Origin of the sequence: Leptospira wolbachii serovar Codice str. CDC (assembly GCF_000332515.2) — a bacterium.
Classification (GTDB): domain Bacteria; phylum Spirochaetota; class Leptospiria; order Leptospirales; family Leptospiraceae; genus Leptospira_A; species Leptospira_A wolbachii.
The window spans coordinates 20,892-36,932 of sequence record NZ_AOGZ02000016.1 but is presented as its reverse complement, the minus strand read 5'-3'; the positions used below and the strand labels follow the sequence as shown (position 1 = coordinate 36,932).

Here is a 16,041-nt window from a genome sequence, read left to right as displayed (position 1 = left end):
TTTATAATTCGAATTCCTTTTTGATTTTTTCCCAAAGGGAATATGCATCCTTTTTGCTTAGTTCATTTTGGTTTTCATCGTACTTTGTCCTTCTGAAGTAGATCCGTATCTCACGAAGAATCGAATCATCAATATGAGTTCTATCGAATAGTTCTGCCAGGAATTCGGAATCTGTTTTCCCTCGTAAGTTGCGCTCTAATTTTTGTGAATACACTTCTTTTAGATATTCGCTAATTTTGAATGCGAGTTCTTTTTCTGAGATTAGTTCCGATTGTAGATAGGTCTCTATATTGTGGAGACGTTTGGTTGTCTCTTCCAATACTGGTTGTTTTTCCCAGATAGCATCCATTACTTTTGGTTTTGATTTCCAGTATATATATATCGCATACAATAAATAAATGTTGATTGTGGTAATCAAAAGGATGATGGATAAACGAAAAAAATATGGTCCTGAAAAATTTATGGGAGGTTCGATGTCTTCAATATCAGTTTCAGAACCCAGAAGTTGTGATTTGACTTTAATTGTATAAGAGGACTTGTTTTGTTCGTTGTTTTTTTGCCAGCTAATTGGAATTGTATAGTTTCCTGGTTTGAAGAATATCAGGGATGCTTTTAGCTTTGTTTTTTCTTTTATGATACCGAAGATTTTATAAGATGGTATGGTGTCATCTTCGTAGATATCTCCTTCTGGTAAATCTAGGTTGGACTCGTCAGGTTCTGTCAGTTCGATTTGGTAATGGATGGTATCGCCTACATAAATATCAGTTTCTAAAACCATCTCTTTCGGTTCTGCAAATAATGAAATTGAGGTGAATAAGAATATTGAGAGAAACTTAAGCATTTTGTTTTGTTTTAAACAATGGTAGGATTTGGTTGGAGAGTTTTGTGTTTGGATTGATTTTCACCAAATTGGCACCAAAAAACTTTTTTGCTGCTTTTAAGTCTTTTGAATATGTACTTTCAGAACTACGGAAACTGATTTTTTCTTCAGAGATCTTTCTGAACATCCGAAGCCAAAATGGATATTGTAGGATATCTAATTCGTCCTCTATCCAAATTCCAATTGGTTCCCAAATTTTGAATAGTTTATTTGAATTTGTATAGTTTGCGAAATGATTAAAATCAGAGATCCAGTAACTAGTTGCAAATTTTGGATAGAGTTTAAATGCAAATTTATACGCTTCTGCGTAGTTGGTTCCATCACCTTTAGTTTGTTTTGTGATATTGGCAAATGTAAAAAAAATTTCGGTTTCTGTCCGTAGCCATTTACCAGAAGATTTTTGATTGTCAGAAAAACTGACTAATAGAACCCGATTCCCAATTTTTACATGGAATAATGATAAAAAAAGAGCCATTTGGAATGCGGTATCTTTTTTTGAACCACTGAGTGATTCGCTTATATCGTAAAAGATGATTATCGAAGCATCTCGCTCTTCATAGTATTCTTTTGTATGTAACTCACCAGTTCTCGATGTTACATTCCAATCAATATAACGTATGTCATCTCCGTAGTGGTAATTTCTTACTTCTTTGAAATCAAGCCCCCTCCCCCGTTCTGACCTTGCCAAAAATCCTTGCCTAGTAGTAGAAAACTTTTTTTTTGTTTCCCATTGTAAAACTTGAAGCAAACGTTTTAGTTCTGGAGATAACATCTAGGGGACTTCCGTAACAGATAGGATTCGTTTGATTATAGAATCTGTGCTGATATCCTCGCTAATCGCATCAATGGTTAGGTGAAGTCGGTGTTTTACGATTTCAGAGAAAAACCGTTGGATATCTTCAGGAATCACAAAGTCACGCCCTTCTAACAATGCATTTATTCGGCTTACTTTTAGCATGGCAAGACTGGCTCTCGGGCTCACACCGTGATGGATGAAATTTTTCAATTCATTGTCGATTGTGGTCTCGGGTCTTGTGTTTCTTGTTAGGTTTACGATATAATTTTGTAGTTTGGGTTCGATAAATACTCGGTTTGAAATTTCGGAAATTTTTTGGATGTCTTTGGGGTGTATGGTTTTTTTTGGTTTTTTCTTTGTGAAGTCTAAATTGCCATGTTGATGTAAAATCGCGACTTCATCCTCAAAGGATGGATATGTGACAATGACCTTAAATAAAAATCGATCCAGCTGTGCTTCTGGGAGTGGATAGGTTCCTTCTTGATCAATTGGGTTCTGAGTTGCGATGACAAAAAATGGTGGTTCCAGGTCAAAAGTTTGATCTGCAATGGAAACTTGTCTTTCTTCCATACATTGCAGTAAAGCAGATTGGACCTTAGCAGGAGCCCTATTGATTTCATCAGCTAACAGAATATTGGTGAATATGGGGCCTTTTCGAATCTCAAAGGAAGATGTTTTGGGATTAAAAATGTTTGTACCAGTAAGGTCTGCCGGCAACAAGTCCGGAGTGAACTGAACCCGTGAAAATTTTGCGTCCATGATGGATGCTAGGTTTTTCGCTACAAGAGTTTTTGCAAGGCCTGGCATTCCTTCGAGTAATACATGTCCATTGGCAACAAGGCCAACAAAAAGGGATTGAATCACATTGTCCATCCCTGAGATCGATTCGGATAGTTCCGACCTAAGTAGTTTTACTTGGTCGGATATTTCTGTAATTTGTTCTTTGTTTATTTGCATTGTGATGGAGTCATTTTTGGCATTGGTTTATCAATCATATAGTATTCTGTTTTGCCTCCAATGGTCCAACATCCCATCTTTCTTCCTTGAGGTTCCACAGGTCCTTTCCCTAACTCTCTTCCGTCTTCCGAATATTCTGTGGCATCTTCAGTTGAACGAATCACCATTCTTTTTTTGCCAGAAGGATAGAAGTAAGTATAAGGGATACTTGGTTTGTAATTGAGTTTTAGGTCTTGAGTTTCTTCATCAATTTTTACGAGTGAAAAGAAAAGTTTTCCTTCTCCAAGAATTTTCCCGGTATTATCATATACTTTAGCAGATTCTAACATGCTTTCGTTAGCCATATTACCTTGGTATCCGATCTGTCCATTTTTATAGTAGAACTTCCATTCGCCGGTCCTTGTATGTTTCCGTGAACCGGTTCCGAAAATTTTTCCGTCAGCGTAGTATTCTTTCCAGATTCCGGTTCTTTCATATTTGATGTCTAAGTTTTCAGAATTTTCTTTTTTAGAATAAGTTCCCTCTGCTAACACATTCCCTTTGGGTCCAAACATCTTCCATAAACCAGATCGAACGTCTGATACATAAGATCCTTGGGACTCCACTGCACCGTCTTTGTAATAATTAATTTCTTGTCCGTTTTTTAAGCCATTGTTATACGAAACCTTCGTTTTGATTCCATTCCCATCAGCTCCTACAAAGTGGTAAGTCCATTCACCATCTTCTTCGTTGTCTTTAAAAGAACCCTTTTCGACCCACTCACCTTTGTTATTTTTCCGATAATAAGGACCATTTTTTTTATCATCTGCATAAGTAGTTTCTGAAGTAACATTGCCTTGTTTGTCGAAAGTCTTTGCAATTCCTTCTTTTTTCCCATCGATCCAAGGAGTTTCAGCAAGAAATTTTCCGGGGCTATCTGGATCTGGTTTTTTCCAAATACCTATTTTTTTACCGTCCGCATACTCCCCCACTTGGTCTAGTGTGGATTTGTATTTTGGATTTTCTGCTGTAGAACCAGGTTGTTCGAACTGGATGTATTCTTCCCAAACGCCATGTTTTGGTAATGATTTGATTTTTGCAGGAGCGAACTTTGCGACTTGGTCTTCTGTACATTTGGCGCCAGCGCATTCGGCTTTTACTTCCCCGACAGCACGGATTCCTCCAGAGTTTTTGAAACGTTCTATCCTGGTCCATTTCCCTTTGGAAAATTTTAGTTCAAACTCTTGGTCACCTGACCCGTCTTTTATGGAGGCACCGGAACATTGGATTGCCAGTGTTGTGATGAGTAAGTAGAGAAGTTTTAGTTTCATGTTTCTATCCTATCAAAGAGATGTGCGCGTTTCAATTTATTTACCGATAGCAATTCATTCGCAATCGCTATTTTTCCTCCGGTTAATTTATCAGAGAAAAAACGTGGAGGCAGTATATGGAAAGCTCCCTCTCCTTTTACATAAAGAATCTCTCCATCTAGTGATGTAAGTTCGCATTCTAATAATACTTTACGTTTCGCTTTTTTAATTGGCCACGCACGAATGAGTAATTCCTTTTCTACAGGTGTTGCTTTATGGAATTTGAAACTCATCGTGTCTGTCATTACAATATAACCTAAATGAAAACAGAGACCACCCATAGCTTCGTCCAAAACAGTAGAAAGAATTCCTCCATGCACAAAACCGGGAGCTCCGTTATACATCTTTTTGAAACTATAAGTAAAATTTACTTCTCCGGTTTCATCGTGAAAAGTGAAGTCTGCAACAAGTCCTAGCGGGTTTTCTTTCCCACACCCAAAACAAGTATCGTGATGGATTTCGTAACCATGTTTGGAGGGATTTTCTATGGGTTGATTCATTCAGTGTCCTTAATTATTTTTTTCTAAAAATTCTATAATGACAGCGGAAACTTCTTTGGGAGAATCCATGTGTAAATGGTGGCCACCAGGTAGGATTACTTCCGTTAAGAGTTTCACTGCATCTTTTCGGTGTTTGTATTTTTCTGCGATCGGGAATCCTGATTTGTCACCTAAGACTAGTAATGTTGGACATCCGATCCGATTGCAAAATGAAACAATTTGTTCTTCTGTGTAACGGAAAAAAGAATTATAATGAAGTCTTAAATCTCTTCTTGGTTTTAATCCTTTCGGGGTTTTTTCAATCCCTCGTTCCATTAGAATTTCTGCGGATTCTTTTTTCATATCGCCTGCGCGCATTCGAACGCCCACAGCCGATTCCATATTGGGAAAAAAAGTTTCTTTTTTGGTCCTTGGGTGAAGTATTTGTTTGATAGCTTCTGTAAGTATATCTGGAGCTGATTCTGAAAGGTTGGTGAGTGGGCCTAGTGATTCGATTAGAACAAGTTTTTTGATTTTTAAAAGATTGGTTCCTGCAACTAACGTTGAAACGGCGGCGCCCATAGAATGTGCCATTAAAATAAAATCCTCTAACCCAAGGGCTTGCGCTATAGATACAACTTCCAGTGCATATTCAGCAAAATAGTAAACAGTATTTTCTGGTTTGTGACTGGATTTCCCATGACCTGGGAAGTCGATTGAGATGAAGCGGTAATCTGTAAAAAACTCTGCTAGAGGTGCAAAACTATTGGCATTATCTAGCCAGCCATGAAAAGCAAGGATAGGTATTCCCTGTGGATTCCCCCACTCAACCCCCTCTATGGAGTGGAATTTTGTGTGAATCGAAATCGGCAACATATACCTAAGGCTTTTCGATTCCTTCCCATTGTAAACATTTATCTTTTCGATTTACGCTTGATTCTTTTTTCCTTTCTCTATCAAATTTGTTCATGAATCGTTTTCTTTTTCTCTCCCTATTGATTCTTCTCGAGTTCCCCCTATTGGCAGATTCCAAACCAAAAGCGATATGTCAGAGTTTATCTGACTGCGAAACAAAAGCTGATGCCACTTCGATCCATCGAAAAAAAATTACCCTATTAAGTTTTGGACTTACTGAATATTCAAAGGATGCTCCCGTTCAGAAATTAATTCCGAGTTATTTAAAACGCGCAAGGTCTATTATTCTTGAAGCCAATGGCGATACGGGTTACAAAGGAGAAGTGGTCCTGAAAGTGAGTCACAAACCTGAATACAAACAGTCTCAATTAATAAAAGCAGAAGAAGATCTACGTTTTCTTGAATCTAACCAATCACATCTCTCTAAAGAACAATCCTCTGAATTAGGGGAATTGCAAAACCTAGTAAGCCAATCGAAATGATCAGAGTACCATTGGTTTTGTTTTTATTATTCTCATCCTGTGCTCAATTCTCTCGCGAGGATCAATTTCGAGAGGAGTGTGAAAAAACTAGAAATAGAAGTTATCTCTTTATGTTGCCTATTCTTGAAAGACATACAGCTAACGGAAACACTGAACTCAATTCATCGGTATGGATTGGCAATGCAGAGTTAGCCTATAAAAAATGTGTATCTGAATCAGACAAAAATCGTTATAACTTAAGATCGAACTGAAAGTTCATCCATTTCTTCTTGGATGAGCCTAGACCCTGCGCGGAATGTTAGATAACTCCACACCCAGCTAAGTAGAGTACTCACTTTGTTTTTAAATCCTACCTGATAAACGAGATGAACAAAGAGCCAACCAAGCCACCCCAAAATTCCTTTTAACCGAATTTTTCCGAATTCAGCGACTGCGTCGGTTCTACCAATGGTTGCCATATTCCCTTTATCAAAATAATGGAATGGAGAAATGATTTTCTTTTTTTCGATCGATTCGATGATTTTAGCAACGTATCTTCCTTGTTGCATGGCGACTGGAGAGACACCTGGCAGTGGCCGTGTGAGCCCTCTGCTATAGTTTGCTGCATCTCCAATGACAAATACTTCTGGATAGTCAATTGTCCGACAAAATTCATCTACGATGATTCTGTTCGCCTTATCTTTGTTAAGTGATATATTTTTTGCTAACTCTGAACCCTCTACCCCTGCAGCCCAGATTACAGTTTTGGACTCAATGGTTCTATCTTTGAGTACGACACCGGTGTCTGTAATGTCTAAAACTGGAGAACTTGTCAGAACTTCCACTCCCCTACTCTCTAATTTTTCTTTGGTAAAGGCACTGGATTTTTCGCTAAACGCAGTGAGTAATCTAGGCCCGGCTTCAATGAGTGTGACTTTTGTCATACCGGAATCGATATTGCGAAAGTCTTTACGGATGATATTATGAGATAATTCTGCAATAGAGCCCGCAAGTTCCACACCCGTTGGTCCTCCTCCAATAATTACATAGTGCATAAAACTTTTTGCTTTTTCGTAGTTACCGATTAACTCTGCCTGTTCGAAAGAAAGTAGAATCCTTCTTCTAATTGCCAGAGCATCTTTCAGGTTTTTTAAACCTAAAGTTTTCTCTTTCCAACTATGGTTCCCAAAATAACTAGTTCTTGCTCCTGTTGCGAGGATTAAGTAGTCATAGGTTTCTGAGTTATTTTGGAATTTAACTTGTCTGTTTTTGAAATCGATTTCAGTGACATCGCCTAGGAGGATTTTGACGTTTTTGTATTTTGTTGTAATGGATCTGGAGGGAATTGCGATGTCAGCGGGTGATAATACCGCAGTTGCAACTTGGTATAAAAGTGGTTGGAAGAGGTGGTGATTTTTTTTATCAACGACGGTGATATCAAACAACTTATGGTTTGCCAGAGTTTTGATTACTTGTAATCCACCAAACCCAGCTCCAATGATTAAAACCTTTTTCTTTATTTGAGACATTTGTCTTCTCCTAGAAAATTTAAAAAACCTAAAGAACAATCTTCTACAAGATCCTGTACGCCTTCAAATGCAGTTTCGTTTTTATAATATGGATCAGGAATCATGGGTGCACCTGCATCACTTCTAAACCTACCAAACAGGAATATCTTTTCTTGAATCTTTTTCTCACTAGTTAGACTCATAACATCCAAAAAGTTGGTTTCATCCATGACTAACAAATAGTCGAAATGCGCTAAATCTGCTTTATTTAGTTTCCTTGATCTGTGAGTTAACCGGATCCCTCTTTTCTCCGCCACTTTCCGAGTCCTTGGATCTGCTAAATCACCATCATGATATCCAGAGGTTCCACAGGAATCGATTTCAAATAGATGTTCCATCTTTCTTTGCTTTACCAGGTTTAGAAATGCACCTTCAGCTGCGGGAGAGCGACAAATGTTGCCTAAACATATAAATAGAACTTTGATTTTTTGTTTCATTTAATTCAGATAATATATATATTTTTTTCCAACTTCTTTGAGCCATTTTTCAGAAGTTTTGTAGTCAGGGTTTTGTGATTCAACTATCTTCCAAAACTTTGAAGAGTGGTTGTGTTCGATAGTATGCGCGATTTCATGTAAGATGATGTATTCAATAATCGGATCTGGGCAATGAACTAAGCTTAAGTTCAATGAAATTTGATTTCTTGAATTACAACTCCCCCAAAGAGAACGCATTGTTTTGATTGAGACTTTTGAGACTTTAGTATTTAAGGCAAGGGATGTTCTCTCTACCAATGGTTGTATTTTCTCTAAGAGTATTTGCTTCAATAGAAGTTTACCTTTGCGAATTCGAGAATTTTCGTTATTAGTATTTGGGAGCTGAAGAATTTCGTTTTGGAAGATATTTATTTTTTTCGGACTTAAGCGGATGGTTGTTGGATTCCCAAAAATATGAGTTTTTTCTCCGTCTTCGAATTTCAGCTTTTGAGGGATATCTTTCGGAAGTTGTTTAAGTTTGGAAAGAATCCATTCTTTTTTTTCCGACAAGAATTCTTCCAATTGTTTTTTGGGAACTTTTGCTGGATGTTTTAATACTACCTTTCCATTCTGATATACGACTAGTGAAATGTTTCTTCCTTTCGTAGTTTTTCTTTCGATTTCTAAATCTATCATTTTATGTTAGAAAGTTTTATTCTTCTGTTTTCGGTACTACTTTTCAGAGTTTTCTGATTTTTGGTTCCAATCTAGTTTATTAAGTAATCCAATTTCGATTGAATAATCCTTTATATTGATATGTGATTTAAATCCGCTGACTAAATTTGAAGCAATGTCTTCGCTTGTTAGCCCACCTTGTGACGTAAATCTACCTTCGGAAAAAAATCTTCTGTGGTTGATTCTTAGATAACTCAACCAACTTGGTCCCATTTTGTAACCAACTTCTGCTTTTGATGCCCAACCTAAACCGTAGTTTTCTGAGAAGAAATTGATGGATCGTTGTACGTGAAAATCTCTGGTTTTGATTCTTCCAAAAGATGGCATAAGGCTGAGGTCTAGGTAAAAATTGCCAGCGGAATAACGATATCCACCTCCGGCAAAAAATTCCCAGAGATCGTTCGAAAAACTAAGACCGATTCCGATGGGACCATAAAAGACAGGATTGGATTCTATAAATTGGTTCACGTCATAGAATAAATATTTGAAATAAGAATATCTTACTCCTGCGGATAGAAAAAAACCGGAGCCATCTGCCCAGTAGTTTGGGTTTGCACTCTGGAAGTAATATCTTCCGTAGAATTCAGCTCTATTTTCGGAGACAGTTGATTTTCCTTTGCCGTCAGCGAAGTTTCGACTTCCAGCATAAACGGTTGCAGAGTCTCTGTAACTCCATTCACGTGTTGCGATATTAGTCGTATTCTCCGTGGATATAGAGCCGAGGAAAAAATCTTCATCACGGGCTTCACCTGATTTTTGAGACCAACCGGTTGTCTTAAATGAACCGCTTACTTCCCAGCGTTCTTTGGTGATAATACCCTGAATACCGAGTAACGAAAACGTTCTCGGAAATGAGATTCGTGAGCCCCCACGAATTCCCGATAGATTTGGATATTTGTTTCCTGTTTCGAAAATATATTCTCCACCGGATCTTTCAATTGTAGGCCCCCATATTATTTCTGCGGATACTGGAGTTATGCTTAAGAGTAAAAATAAAAAGGCAAATTTGTATATTTTAGGCACCAACTTAGGATCTATTTTACCTCTCAGTTGTAAATTCCTAAATTAAATCTGGGGGAGGTGTCAAGGTATGGTTTTTGTTTTCTTCGTTCTAGGGGTGGGTGTTCTTAGGGGTGAAATGATTTCACCCCTAAGAGACATAATTAAATTGACAGGGTGGGCAGTCTCACGCACCATTTGGTAGGTTATGAACAAAACGGATCCTACATTGACTGAAGAGGAAGCGGCTAAATTCGTTGGTTTAAACATTGGTGAGTTTTCGGGCAAGGTATCTAGTTTAAAAGTACCCGGATGGAAAACTGGTGAATTTAAGCAGTCTGTTTTGCTGAAATATTTTGAACCTACTCAAACTGATGGTTTTGATAGTCATGTAATTGCAATATCAAACCAAAAAGGAGGGGAGGGGAAAACGACCATTAGTTTGTATCTTGCCGAAGCTCTTGCAGAAAATCATAAAGTATTATTAATCGATTGGGATCCACAAGCAAACGCAACGCAACTTTTTTTGAAAGATGATGTACCATCTGTGATGGATTACTTAGGTTACCGCGGGAAAAAAGCGCGAAATATTGAACCTGCTATCAAAACAATTGGCGAAAATTTCGATTTACTTCCTTCTACTTTGGAGCTTGCAAATTTAACTACTCCGTATGAAAGAGATGATTTCGAATTATTAAATGAAGCGATCCTTCCCCTGCGTTCGAGGTATGAATATATAATTATCGATTGCCCTCCATCTCTTGGCCTTATATTGGAAAATGCTTTGATCTGTGCCGACTATATACTTGTTCCGATTCAAACTAGAGCTTTTAGTTTGCAAGGAATTAGAGATTTGTATGAGACCTTTCAGAAAATCCAAAGAAAGGCAAACCAAAGACTCAAATTATTGGGTGCTGTTCTGAATCAATATGAGGGACAAAAGGCCCTAGCTGGTTTGGCGGAAGGGGTAAAAAAATATTTTCCTGTTTTTGAAACAGTGATTCAAAGACGGGAGGCTATTCCTCAGGCTCAGGCAAAGATGTCCTTTTTAGCAAAAATCGACTTAGCCACAATGAAAAATTTTAGAGAACTAGCAGTAGAGGTTAAAAGTAAAATCGATGTCCAAAAAAACTGAGTTTCAAGCTTTAGATTTAATTTCTGCATACTCTGAAAAGAAAAAAAATCCTTCTCATTTGGAGCTTAGTCAGATATTCCCGAACCCCACTCAGCCTCGCTTAATTGGTCGTGATGACACAATGGATTTAGTGCCTTCGATGGAAAGGTTGGGACTGATCGAACCAATTTTAGTTCGGAAAGATAAAGGAAAATATCTGATTGTGGCGGGCGAACGTCGTTATCGTGCAGCGCTTAAGTTGGGTTGGAAAGAAATCCCTGCAATTATCACAGATGCAAATGAAGATGTTTGTTATGAAATGTCTCTTGCGGAGAACGAAAAAAGGAAGAACTTGAATCCTTGGGAAGTAGGTAAAGCAATTCAGTTTCTTCGAAAAGAAAAAAGGAAAACGGCAGAAGAAGTATCTGAATTGTTGGGTTACAGTGGAAGGTATGTAAAACAACTTAGCAGTATCGCTAGGTTGGATCAAAAATCTGTAATGGAACTAATGATCAGCGGAAAACCACTTTCAGTAAAGAACCTTGAGGAATTACTAAAACGTAAAGAGAACAGAGGGGGTGAAATCATTTCACCCCGAGTTGGAGCTGGAATCAGCCGTATTAGTATCAATGTAAGTAAACTTAACGGAAAAGTGAGAGATAACTTTTTGAAAGAATTAGGTTCACTTAAAAAGAAATACGGAATCAACGAGTAGAGGAAAAATGAAGTCAATTTTAAAACTTAAAACGATAGATGATATCGAAAGAGAGTTATCAATCATTATAACTTGTGAAAAAAAACAAAAAGCAGATATTAGTTTAAGCCAAGTTTATGATTTTTTAGCAGAATCAATCGAATTATCGATCCAAAGAATCGGATCTACAAACAAAAGAAATACGATTAACAAAATATTAGGTAAGTATAAATTTGCAAAACTCCTATCGAAAGGAAGTTACACGAAAGCAAACCAAATTCCAGGGTTCCCACCAAAAGACTTGGGAGATGCAGATTCAGCACTACTTCGATTGAAAACATCTTTAACTGCTTTTAAATTACATTCGGGTCCTTTTGCCGAACATTCGGTTTTTGGTGAATTAGATAAAAAACAATGGGAGCGAATTCACGGTATTCTCGCTGCCTTTTTATTTGGTTATATCCAATTGTATGGTGATGAAAAATTAAGGTTTGCGAAAGAAAGGGAGCAGAAGAAGGAAAAGGCATTTGCAGATAAAAAACACCATCACCACCAACATCCACAAAAGAAAAAAGATGACCAAGAGACAAAACCCAGCGGTCACAATAGTCGCAAATGGAAAAATAAAAAGAAACCACATCATAAAGGAAACAAAAACCAAGGTGGTGGGTCTAGATGAAAATCTGTTTAGTTGCTGGTAGCCATCGCAAAAATTCCCAAACATTAAAAGTAGGTAAGTTTCTTGCTAAAACATTAGATTCAAAAGGAATCCAAACTACCCTTTATGATTTGGGTGGAAATCCGCTTCCTCTTTGGGAGCCGGCGATGTGGGAGAAGGATTCAGATATTAAAAAATTCTGGTTAGAATATAGTGCGGGATTTGGAAGCGCAGATGCATACATTTTCCTTTCGCCTGAATATGCAGGGATGGCTAGCCCTGCTTTAAAAAACTTTTTTCTTTATCTTAGTGGTGGTGAAATTTCTCATAAACCAGGACTTATCATTACTGTATCCAGTGGAATGGGTGGTAGTTATCCCAATGCAGAACTTCGAATGTCTAGTTATAAAAATACACGGATCGTGTATCTGCCAGATCATCTGATAGTTCGTCATGTTGAATCTATATTAAATTCTGAACTTCCAGAAGGGAAAGACGATGAATACATCCGAGGTAGATTGAATTATACGTTAAATGTTTTAGAAGAATATGCAAAAGCCTTCATTGCAGTTCGCCAGAGTGGTGTGATCGATACAAAAACTTACCCTTTTGGACTATAATGGCGATACCGATAGGAATTCCCACATTCAAAATCATAGTCACGATATAACCTAAAAAGGGACCTCCGAATGTATAAGGATCGAAGCTGTGCATTATATGAATAATAAACGGATGTAGTAGGAATATAAAAAGACTATTATTTCCTATAAAAGCGATCCAATCCGAAACTTTGCGGTTGAATTTAGGCAAAATTTCCCAAATTCCCAAAAAGAAAAAAATGGGATATACTAAATGGTGATTTTTGAAATCGGCAGCGTAAACACCGCTAAACAATATTAGAAGGAAAAAAAATAACAGCGCGAAGGTGCCGAATGGAAACAATACCTTTGTTTTTGGTTTATTTTTATCTTCTTGCGAAAGCCCAATTTGAATCCCCAGTATAAAGAAGAATATATAATTGAAAATGGAAATGGAATGGTATTCATCTGGGAGTATTGAATCGAAAAATCCTAAGTTTGAGGATAAGTTCACCAAAAATGAAAAAAGAAGTAATAGTCTGGAAAATGACTTATTGATAAGAAGTTTATCAAATAGATAAAACAAAATATAAAATTGGATTAGAAGTGGAACAAAATAGAAGGGTGCAAATACTTTCCCTAAAATGTAGAATTGTATAAATTCGACCACATTGTAATTATTATATTTTACCAAGTACCCAATGGCTGAAGCAATTGAATAAGGTAAAAGAAGATTCTTTAGTTTCGAGATCCAATATCCTTCTTTTTTCCTTAAGAATATAGCAGATGTTAGTATAAACAAAGGAACAGAAAACCGGGATAAATTGGAAAAAAACAAAGTAGTTCGGACGACCATTTGGTCAGCAGGATGAAAGAATTGAAAGTAAGAATGGATATGGATGAGTACGATTCCAACCATTGCAAAACCTCTGAGGATATCGAATCGATTCTCTCTACCCTGTTTTGTTGCAAGTGGATGTGGAAGAGAATAGGGGATTTGGAAGATCCAAAGATACAAGGCCCCAAGCCCCGTTAGTATGATCCCTAGTAATTCCCATTCCATAAATGCTATCTCCTTTACGGCATTTTCTTTTCAGATTTCCTGGTGCAAAGGAAAATGAATTCAGATTTTAGGCAAAATAGCCAAAAATAGATACAGGAGCCACGAATCAATGAGCAAACTCAACATTCCGCCAAATCAGAGAATCTTCAAAGAAGGGGAACTGAATAATGCGATGTACATCATCCTCCAAGGGAACGTTGAGATCTTTTTTACTGTGAACAACAGTCAAACTCGATTGGCTTTGATGAAACCGGGAGATTTTTTTGGTGAGATGGCTTTGTTTAGTTCCAACCCAAGAAGCGCCACTGCAAGAACGATTACGAATTGTGAAGTTGCAGTCATTGAAAGTAAACAACAGTTAGAAAACTTTCTTGTTAAGAATCCAAAGTTTGCAGCAAAGATGGTTTCGATTATGGCAGACCGTTTGGCTCGGACAAATGAATTATTGATCAGCAGTATGGAAAAATCCGTAGCTAAGAAAATTGAATTTAGCACAGAAGTAGGGAAAGAACATCAAATTGGAATTAGTGATGTCCAAGATGTGGAATGAGACTACCCGTAGATAGTAGGTAAGTTTTTTTTGATTAATGTGATTTCTAAAATGGGTGCATAACTTAAAAGATTTTTGATATTCACCGTTTGTCCCTCTCCCATCAAAAATTCTTTTAAAATTTCCAAAGTTTCTTCTGGTGGAAGTGAGGATATACTTGGATATTCGGGATGTCCCACTAAACTAAATTCATCGGCGAGTTTAGGGTCTTCTAATTGTTGGTCTTCGAGATTGAGTAATTCTTTCCAGTTCATAATTAAGCCAAGAGCGTTTGGTATTCTTCTCTATGTTCCTCAAACTTAAGCTTAAACCTTTCTTGCATATCGCGAAATTCTTTTTCTGATGTAATTTCAAAATATTCCAATACTTCAGGTTCCACAGTAAAATAATTTCCTTTGCCACGACCGATATTGGCTAAAATATCTGCAAGATAGATGATTTGACAGAGGATATTGTTTCGAGTTTTGCATTGCCAAGGTTTGTGGTGGTAACGGATGACATCGAGAATTTCATCAGGGAAATTCCATTTTTCTGCCATTAGATGTCCAATTTCAGAATGGGTAGTTCCTAAAGTGTATTCTTCTACCCATTCTGAAATTTCATTTGCGTCATCACTTCTAAGAACTCTTATCTGATTCACTTGGCTTAGGTCTAAAGAAAGAAGCACCATTCGTCCTAAGTCATGGAGTAAAGCTGAAATGATTGCAGGCTCCAACAACTTTAAATGTTTTTTGCGGTCTTCTATCAGAAATCTAGCGTACATAGAGGTTTTGAATGAATGGGTCCATACTAATACTTGTTTCGCATAACGAGAGTTAAGTATTTTTTTTGCACCTAATGTTAAAAAGATAGACTCAAGATTTTTGAGACCAATCCTCTTTACACCTTCAAGTACTGAAATGATGGGAATATGTGCGCCAAATAAGGGAGAGTTTGCAATTTTTAAGATTTCTGCTGTAATGGCTGGATCTTTTTCGACCTGGGCTGATATTTCATGCCAATCGACATCTTTTTTCTTTGCGATAAGGATCAATTTTTGGATTTGCGGAGGGAGAGGTGGAAGACTACTTACTTCCCGAACTAAAAGATTTTTTATATTGGTTTGGTTCTCTTTTGGGATGAGCTGTTTCGGGATCCGTATGATAACTTCCGTATATTCATCGGTTGTCATTAACTGAAAGAATTGATTAGATATTCCGGAATTTCTGAGCAAAATATGAATTAATACAATTCCAAGTCCTGAACTTTCTTCATTATCAACTGACTCACGATAGGCGTCGTTTATGTTTTTGTATTTTGTCGAAGCCTGGACACGTTTTAAAATTCGGTTTTTTTCTTCTGGGAGGATTTTGGCGTTATTTCGGACTCGAAACTCTATATAGTCTTCTTTGAAAATGGTGCTTAAGGTTATCTTGTAATTAGAATGATCCAGTGCTAAAAAAACTCGTTTGCGATTATGGCCAAATTCATCCTTATACATAGGGATACCCCTGCTGTAATCCTTTTCATCCCATAGGTCCAATCCTTGTTCTTGGAAAAAAACACGTTTGCCATTGGCCTTACATCCGTTTACTAGTAGTTCACTGAGAATTGTAAAGAGGATTTCATGTAGGAATTCCAAGGAAATACTACGAACCACTCTGCCGATCCAAACGTCCAGTTCCGGGCAGTCGATTTCCGAAAAGTGGACATACTCTTTGGAAATCAGTTTTCCGGAAAGAAAGTCCTCCTGGAAGGTGATGAGTGGGGGAATCGACATGATAAACCTGTTTTGAACCTTGTTTCTCTTTTTGAAAACAGAAAATTTTATTTTGAAATTTGAGTCAGGA

General features: G+C 37.3%; 20 protein-coding genes. 7 read left to right on the top strand and 13 right to left on the bottom strand.

From position 1 onward, the window contains the following. Window position 1: 1 nt before the first annotated feature. Genes LEP1GSC195_RS17620 through LEP1GSC195_RS17595 form a run of 6 tightly spaced genes read right to left on the bottom strand, consistent with a single transcriptional unit; the run spans window position 2 to window position 5,337 of the window. Window positions 2–841, bottom strand: a complete 840-nt coding sequence (locus LEP1GSC195_RS17620; protein WP_040507232.1) for an LB_053 family protein — start codon at window positions 839–841, stop codon at window positions 2–4. After that, window positions 834–1,652, bottom strand: a complete 819-nt coding sequence (locus tag LEP1GSC195_RS17615; protein ID WP_015682995.1) for a DUF58 domain-containing protein — start codon at window positions 1,650–1,652, stop codon at window positions 834–836. Before LEP1GSC195_RS17615 ends, LEP1GSC195_RS17620 begins: the two co-directional genes overlap by 8 nt. Further along, complete coding sequence (locus tag LEP1GSC195_RS17610; RefSeq protein WP_015682852.1) at window positions 1,653–2,633, bottom strand: AAA family ATPase; 981 nt, start codon at window positions 2,631–2,633, stop codon at window positions 1,653–1,655. Then, entirely contained in the window at window positions 2,624–3,943 is a 1,320-nt protein-coding gene (locus LEP1GSC195_RS17605) for an LIC20035 family adhesin (protein ID WP_015682912.1), read from the bottom strand. Before LEP1GSC195_RS17605 ends, LEP1GSC195_RS17610 begins: the two co-directional genes overlap by 10 nt. Continuing rightward, window positions 3,940–4,482 carry a PaaI family thioesterase gene (locus LEP1GSC195_RS17600; protein ID WP_002991511.1) on the bottom strand — a complete coding sequence of 181 codons (543 nt, stop codon included), beginning with the start codon at window positions 4,480–4,482 and terminating at the stop codon, window positions 3,940–3,942. The genes LEP1GSC195_RS17605 and LEP1GSC195_RS17600 overlap by 4 nt, the downstream gene beginning before the upstream one ends. A 9-nt stretch (window positions 4,483–4,491) precedes the next feature. After that, on the bottom strand, window positions 4,492–5,337 hold the full coding sequence (locus LEP1GSC195_RS17595) for an alpha/beta fold hydrolase (protein WP_040507231.1): 846 nt from the start codon (window positions 5,335–5,337) through the stop codon (window positions 4,492–4,494). A 92-nt stretch (window positions 5,338–5,429) separates the two neighbouring features. Here LEP1GSC195_RS17595 and LEP1GSC195_RS17590 point away from each other — a divergent pair, with 92 nt between their 5' ends. Both LEP1GSC195_RS17590 and LEP1GSC195_RS19885 read left to right on the top strand, forming a co-directional pair. Beyond that, window positions 5,430–5,858 (top strand): hypothetical protein, encoded by a 429-nt coding sequence (locus LEP1GSC195_RS17590; protein WP_015683057.1) that lies wholly within the window; start codon window positions 5,430–5,432, stop codon window positions 5,856–5,858. Window positions 5,859–5,968: 110 nt separating this feature from the next. Next, the gene (locus LEP1GSC195_RS19885; RefSeq protein ID WP_015682895.1) at window positions 5,969–6,109 is read left to right on the top strand and encodes a hypothetical protein; all 141 of its coding nucleotides are present in this window, start codon (window positions 5,969–5,971) and stop codon (window positions 6,107–6,109) included. Here the strand turns inward: LEP1GSC195_RS19885 and LEP1GSC195_RS17580 are convergent. From LEP1GSC195_RS17580 to LEP1GSC195_RS17565, 4 genes are read right to left on the bottom strand one after another with little or no spacing between them, the layout of a single operon-like run. Further along, window positions 6,095–7,366, bottom strand: coding sequence for an NAD(P)/FAD-dependent oxidoreductase (locus tag LEP1GSC195_RS17580; protein ID WP_015683016.1), 1,272 nt, complete (start codon window positions 7,364–7,366; stop codon window positions 6,095–6,097). The two genes, LEP1GSC195_RS19885 and LEP1GSC195_RS17580, sit on opposite strands and share 15 nt — an antisense overlap. Next, window positions 7,354–7,842, bottom strand: a complete 489-nt coding sequence (locus LEP1GSC195_RS17575) for a low molecular weight protein-tyrosine-phosphatase (RefSeq protein WP_040507229.1) — start codon at window positions 7,840–7,842, stop codon at window positions 7,354–7,356. The genes LEP1GSC195_RS17580 and LEP1GSC195_RS17575 overlap by 13 nt, the downstream gene beginning before the upstream one ends. Then, window positions 7,843–8,517 carry a M48 family metallopeptidase gene (locus LEP1GSC195_RS17570; protein ID WP_015683000.1) on the bottom strand — a complete coding sequence of 225 codons (675 nt, stop codon included), beginning with the start codon at window positions 8,515–8,517 and terminating at the stop codon, window positions 7,843–7,845. It abuts the gene before it with no gap. Window positions 8,518–8,553: 36 nt separating this feature from the next. Then, complete coding sequence (locus tag LEP1GSC195_RS17565; protein WP_232227860.1) at window positions 8,554–9,579, bottom strand: putative porin; 1,026 nt, start codon at window positions 9,577–9,579, stop codon at window positions 8,554–8,556. A 184-nt stretch (window positions 9,580–9,763) separates the two neighbouring features. Between LEP1GSC195_RS17565 and LEP1GSC195_RS17560 the strand changes: the two genes are divergently transcribed. From LEP1GSC195_RS17560 to LEP1GSC195_RS17545, 4 genes are read left to right on the top strand one after another with little or no spacing between them, the layout of a single operon-like run. Then, the gene (locus LEP1GSC195_RS17560) at window positions 9,764–10,690 is read left to right on the top strand and encodes a ParA family protein (protein ID WP_015682996.1); all 927 of its coding nucleotides are present in this window, start codon (window positions 9,764–9,766) and stop codon (window positions 10,688–10,690) included. After that, window positions 10,674–11,384: a ParB/RepB/Spo0J family partition protein gene (locus tag LEP1GSC195_RS17555; protein WP_015682927.1), complete on the top strand. Its 711-nt coding sequence runs from the start codon at window positions 10,674–10,676 to the stop codon at window positions 11,382–11,384. Before LEP1GSC195_RS17560 ends, LEP1GSC195_RS17555 begins: the two co-directional genes overlap by 17 nt. Before the next feature lie 7 nt (window positions 11,385–11,391). Continuing rightward, window positions 11,392–12,042, top strand: a complete 651-nt coding sequence (locus tag LEP1GSC195_RS17550; protein ID WP_015682887.1) for a DUF1569 domain-containing protein — start codon at window positions 11,392–11,394, stop codon at window positions 12,040–12,042. Continuing rightward, a complete protein-coding gene (locus LEP1GSC195_RS17545) occupies window positions 12,039–12,641 on the top strand; it encodes an NADPH-dependent FMN reductase (protein ID WP_015683056.1) in 603 nt (200 codons plus the stop codon). The genes LEP1GSC195_RS17550 and LEP1GSC195_RS17545 overlap by 4 nt, the downstream gene beginning before the upstream one ends. Here the strand turns inward: LEP1GSC195_RS17545 and LEP1GSC195_RS17540 are convergent. Next, on the bottom strand, window positions 12,583–13,662 hold the full coding sequence (locus tag LEP1GSC195_RS17540) for an acyltransferase family protein (protein ID WP_040507228.1): 1,080 nt from the start codon (window positions 13,660–13,662) through the stop codon (window positions 12,583–12,585). The two genes, LEP1GSC195_RS17545 and LEP1GSC195_RS17540, sit on opposite strands and share 59 nt — an antisense overlap. 109 nt (window positions 13,663–13,771) lie before the next feature. Between LEP1GSC195_RS17540 and LEP1GSC195_RS17535 the strand changes: the two genes are divergently transcribed. Next, on the top strand, window positions 13,772–14,212 hold the full coding sequence (locus tag LEP1GSC195_RS17535; RefSeq protein WP_002991522.1) for a Crp/Fnr family transcriptional regulator: 441 nt from the start codon (window positions 13,772–13,774) through the stop codon (window positions 14,210–14,212). A gap of 2 nt (window positions 14,213–14,214) precedes the next feature. Here LEP1GSC195_RS17535 and LEP1GSC195_RS17530 read toward each other — a convergent pair whose 3' ends face one another. Next, complete coding sequence (locus LEP1GSC195_RS17530; protein WP_015682863.1) at window positions 14,215–14,466, bottom strand: hypothetical protein; 252 nt, start codon at window positions 14,464–14,466, stop codon at window positions 14,215–14,217. Between the two features lie 2 nt (window positions 14,467–14,468). Continuing rightward, window positions 14,469–15,971 carry an HDOD domain-containing protein gene (locus tag LEP1GSC195_RS17525; protein WP_015682971.1) on the bottom strand — a complete coding sequence of 501 codons (1,503 nt, stop codon included), beginning with the start codon at window positions 15,969–15,971 and terminating at the stop codon, window positions 14,469–14,471. Window positions 15,972–16,041: the final 70 nt, after the last annotated feature.

Bases quoted from the DNA above. Each gene is read 5' to 3' on its own strand.
- LEP1GSC195_RS17575 (WP_040507229.1), bottom strand. From the start codon at position 7,842: ATGAAACAAAAAATCAAAGTTCTATTTATATGTTTAGGCAACATTTGT.
- LEP1GSC195_RS17605 (WP_015682912.1), bottom strand. From the start codon at position 3,943: ATGAAACTAAAACTTCTCTACTTACTCATCACAACACTGGCAATCCAA.
- LEP1GSC195_RS17620 (WP_040507232.1), bottom strand. From the start codon at position 841: ATGCTTAAGTTTCTCTCAATATTCTTATTCACCTCAATTTCATTATTT.
- LEP1GSC195_RS17610 (WP_015682852.1), bottom strand. From the start codon at position 2,633: ATGCAAATAAACAAAGAACAAATTACAGAAATATCCGACCAAGTAAAA.
- LEP1GSC195_RS17545 (WP_015683056.1), top strand. From the start codon at position 12,039: ATGAAAATCTGTTTAGTTGCTGGTAGCCATCGCAAAAATTCCCAAACA.
- LEP1GSC195_RS17540 (WP_040507228.1), bottom strand. From the start codon at position 13,662: ATGGAATGGGAATTACTAGGGATCATACTAACGGGGCTTGGGGCCTTG.
- LEP1GSC195_RS17615 (WP_015682995.1), bottom strand. From the start codon at position 1,652: ATGTTATCTCCAGAACTAAAACGTTTGCTTCAAGTTTTACAATGGGAA.
- LEP1GSC195_RS17555 (WP_015682927.1), top strand. From the start codon at position 10,674: ATGTCCAAAAAAACTGAGTTTCAAGCTTTAGATTTAATTTCTGCATAC.
- LEP1GSC195_RS17550 (WP_015682887.1), top strand. From the start codon at position 11,392: ATGAAGTCAATTTTAAAACTTAAAACGATAGATGATATCGAAAGAGAG.
- LEP1GSC195_RS17600 (WP_002991511.1), bottom strand. From the start codon at position 4,482: ATGAATCAACCCATAGAAAATCCCTCCAAACATGGTTACGAAATCCAT.
- LEP1GSC195_RS17560 (WP_015682996.1), top strand. From the start codon at position 9,764: ATGAACAAAACGGATCCTACATTGACTGAAGAGGAAGCGGCTAAATTC.
- LEP1GSC195_RS17590 (WP_015683057.1), top strand. From the start codon at position 5,430: ATGAATCGTTTTCTTTTTCTCTCCCTATTGATTCTTCTCGAGTTCCCC.
- LEP1GSC195_RS17530 (WP_015682863.1), bottom strand. From the start codon at position 14,466: ATGAACTGGAAAGAATTACTCAATCTCGAAGACCAACAATTAGAAGAC.
- LEP1GSC195_RS17580 (WP_015683016.1), bottom strand. From the start codon at position 7,366: ATGTCTCAAATAAAGAAAAAGGTTTTAATCATTGGAGCTGGGTTTGGT.
- LEP1GSC195_RS17595 (WP_040507231.1), bottom strand. From the start codon at position 5,337: ATGTTGCCGATTTCGATTCACACAAAATTCCACTCCATAGAGGGGGTT.
- LEP1GSC195_RS17570 (WP_015683000.1), bottom strand. From the start codon at position 8,517: ATGATAGATTTAGAAATCGAAAGAAAAACTACGAAAGGAAGAAACATT.
- LEP1GSC195_RS17525 (WP_015682971.1), bottom strand. From the start codon at position 15,971: ATGTCGATTCCCCCACTCATCACCTTCCAGGAGGACTTTCTTTCCGGA.
- LEP1GSC195_RS17535 (WP_002991522.1), top strand. From the start codon at position 13,772: ATGAGCAAACTCAACATTCCGCCAAATCAGAGAATCTTCAAAGAAGGG.
- LEP1GSC195_RS19885 (WP_015682895.1), top strand. From the start codon at position 5,969: ATGTTGCCTATTCTTGAAAGACATACAGCTAACGGAAACACTGAACTC.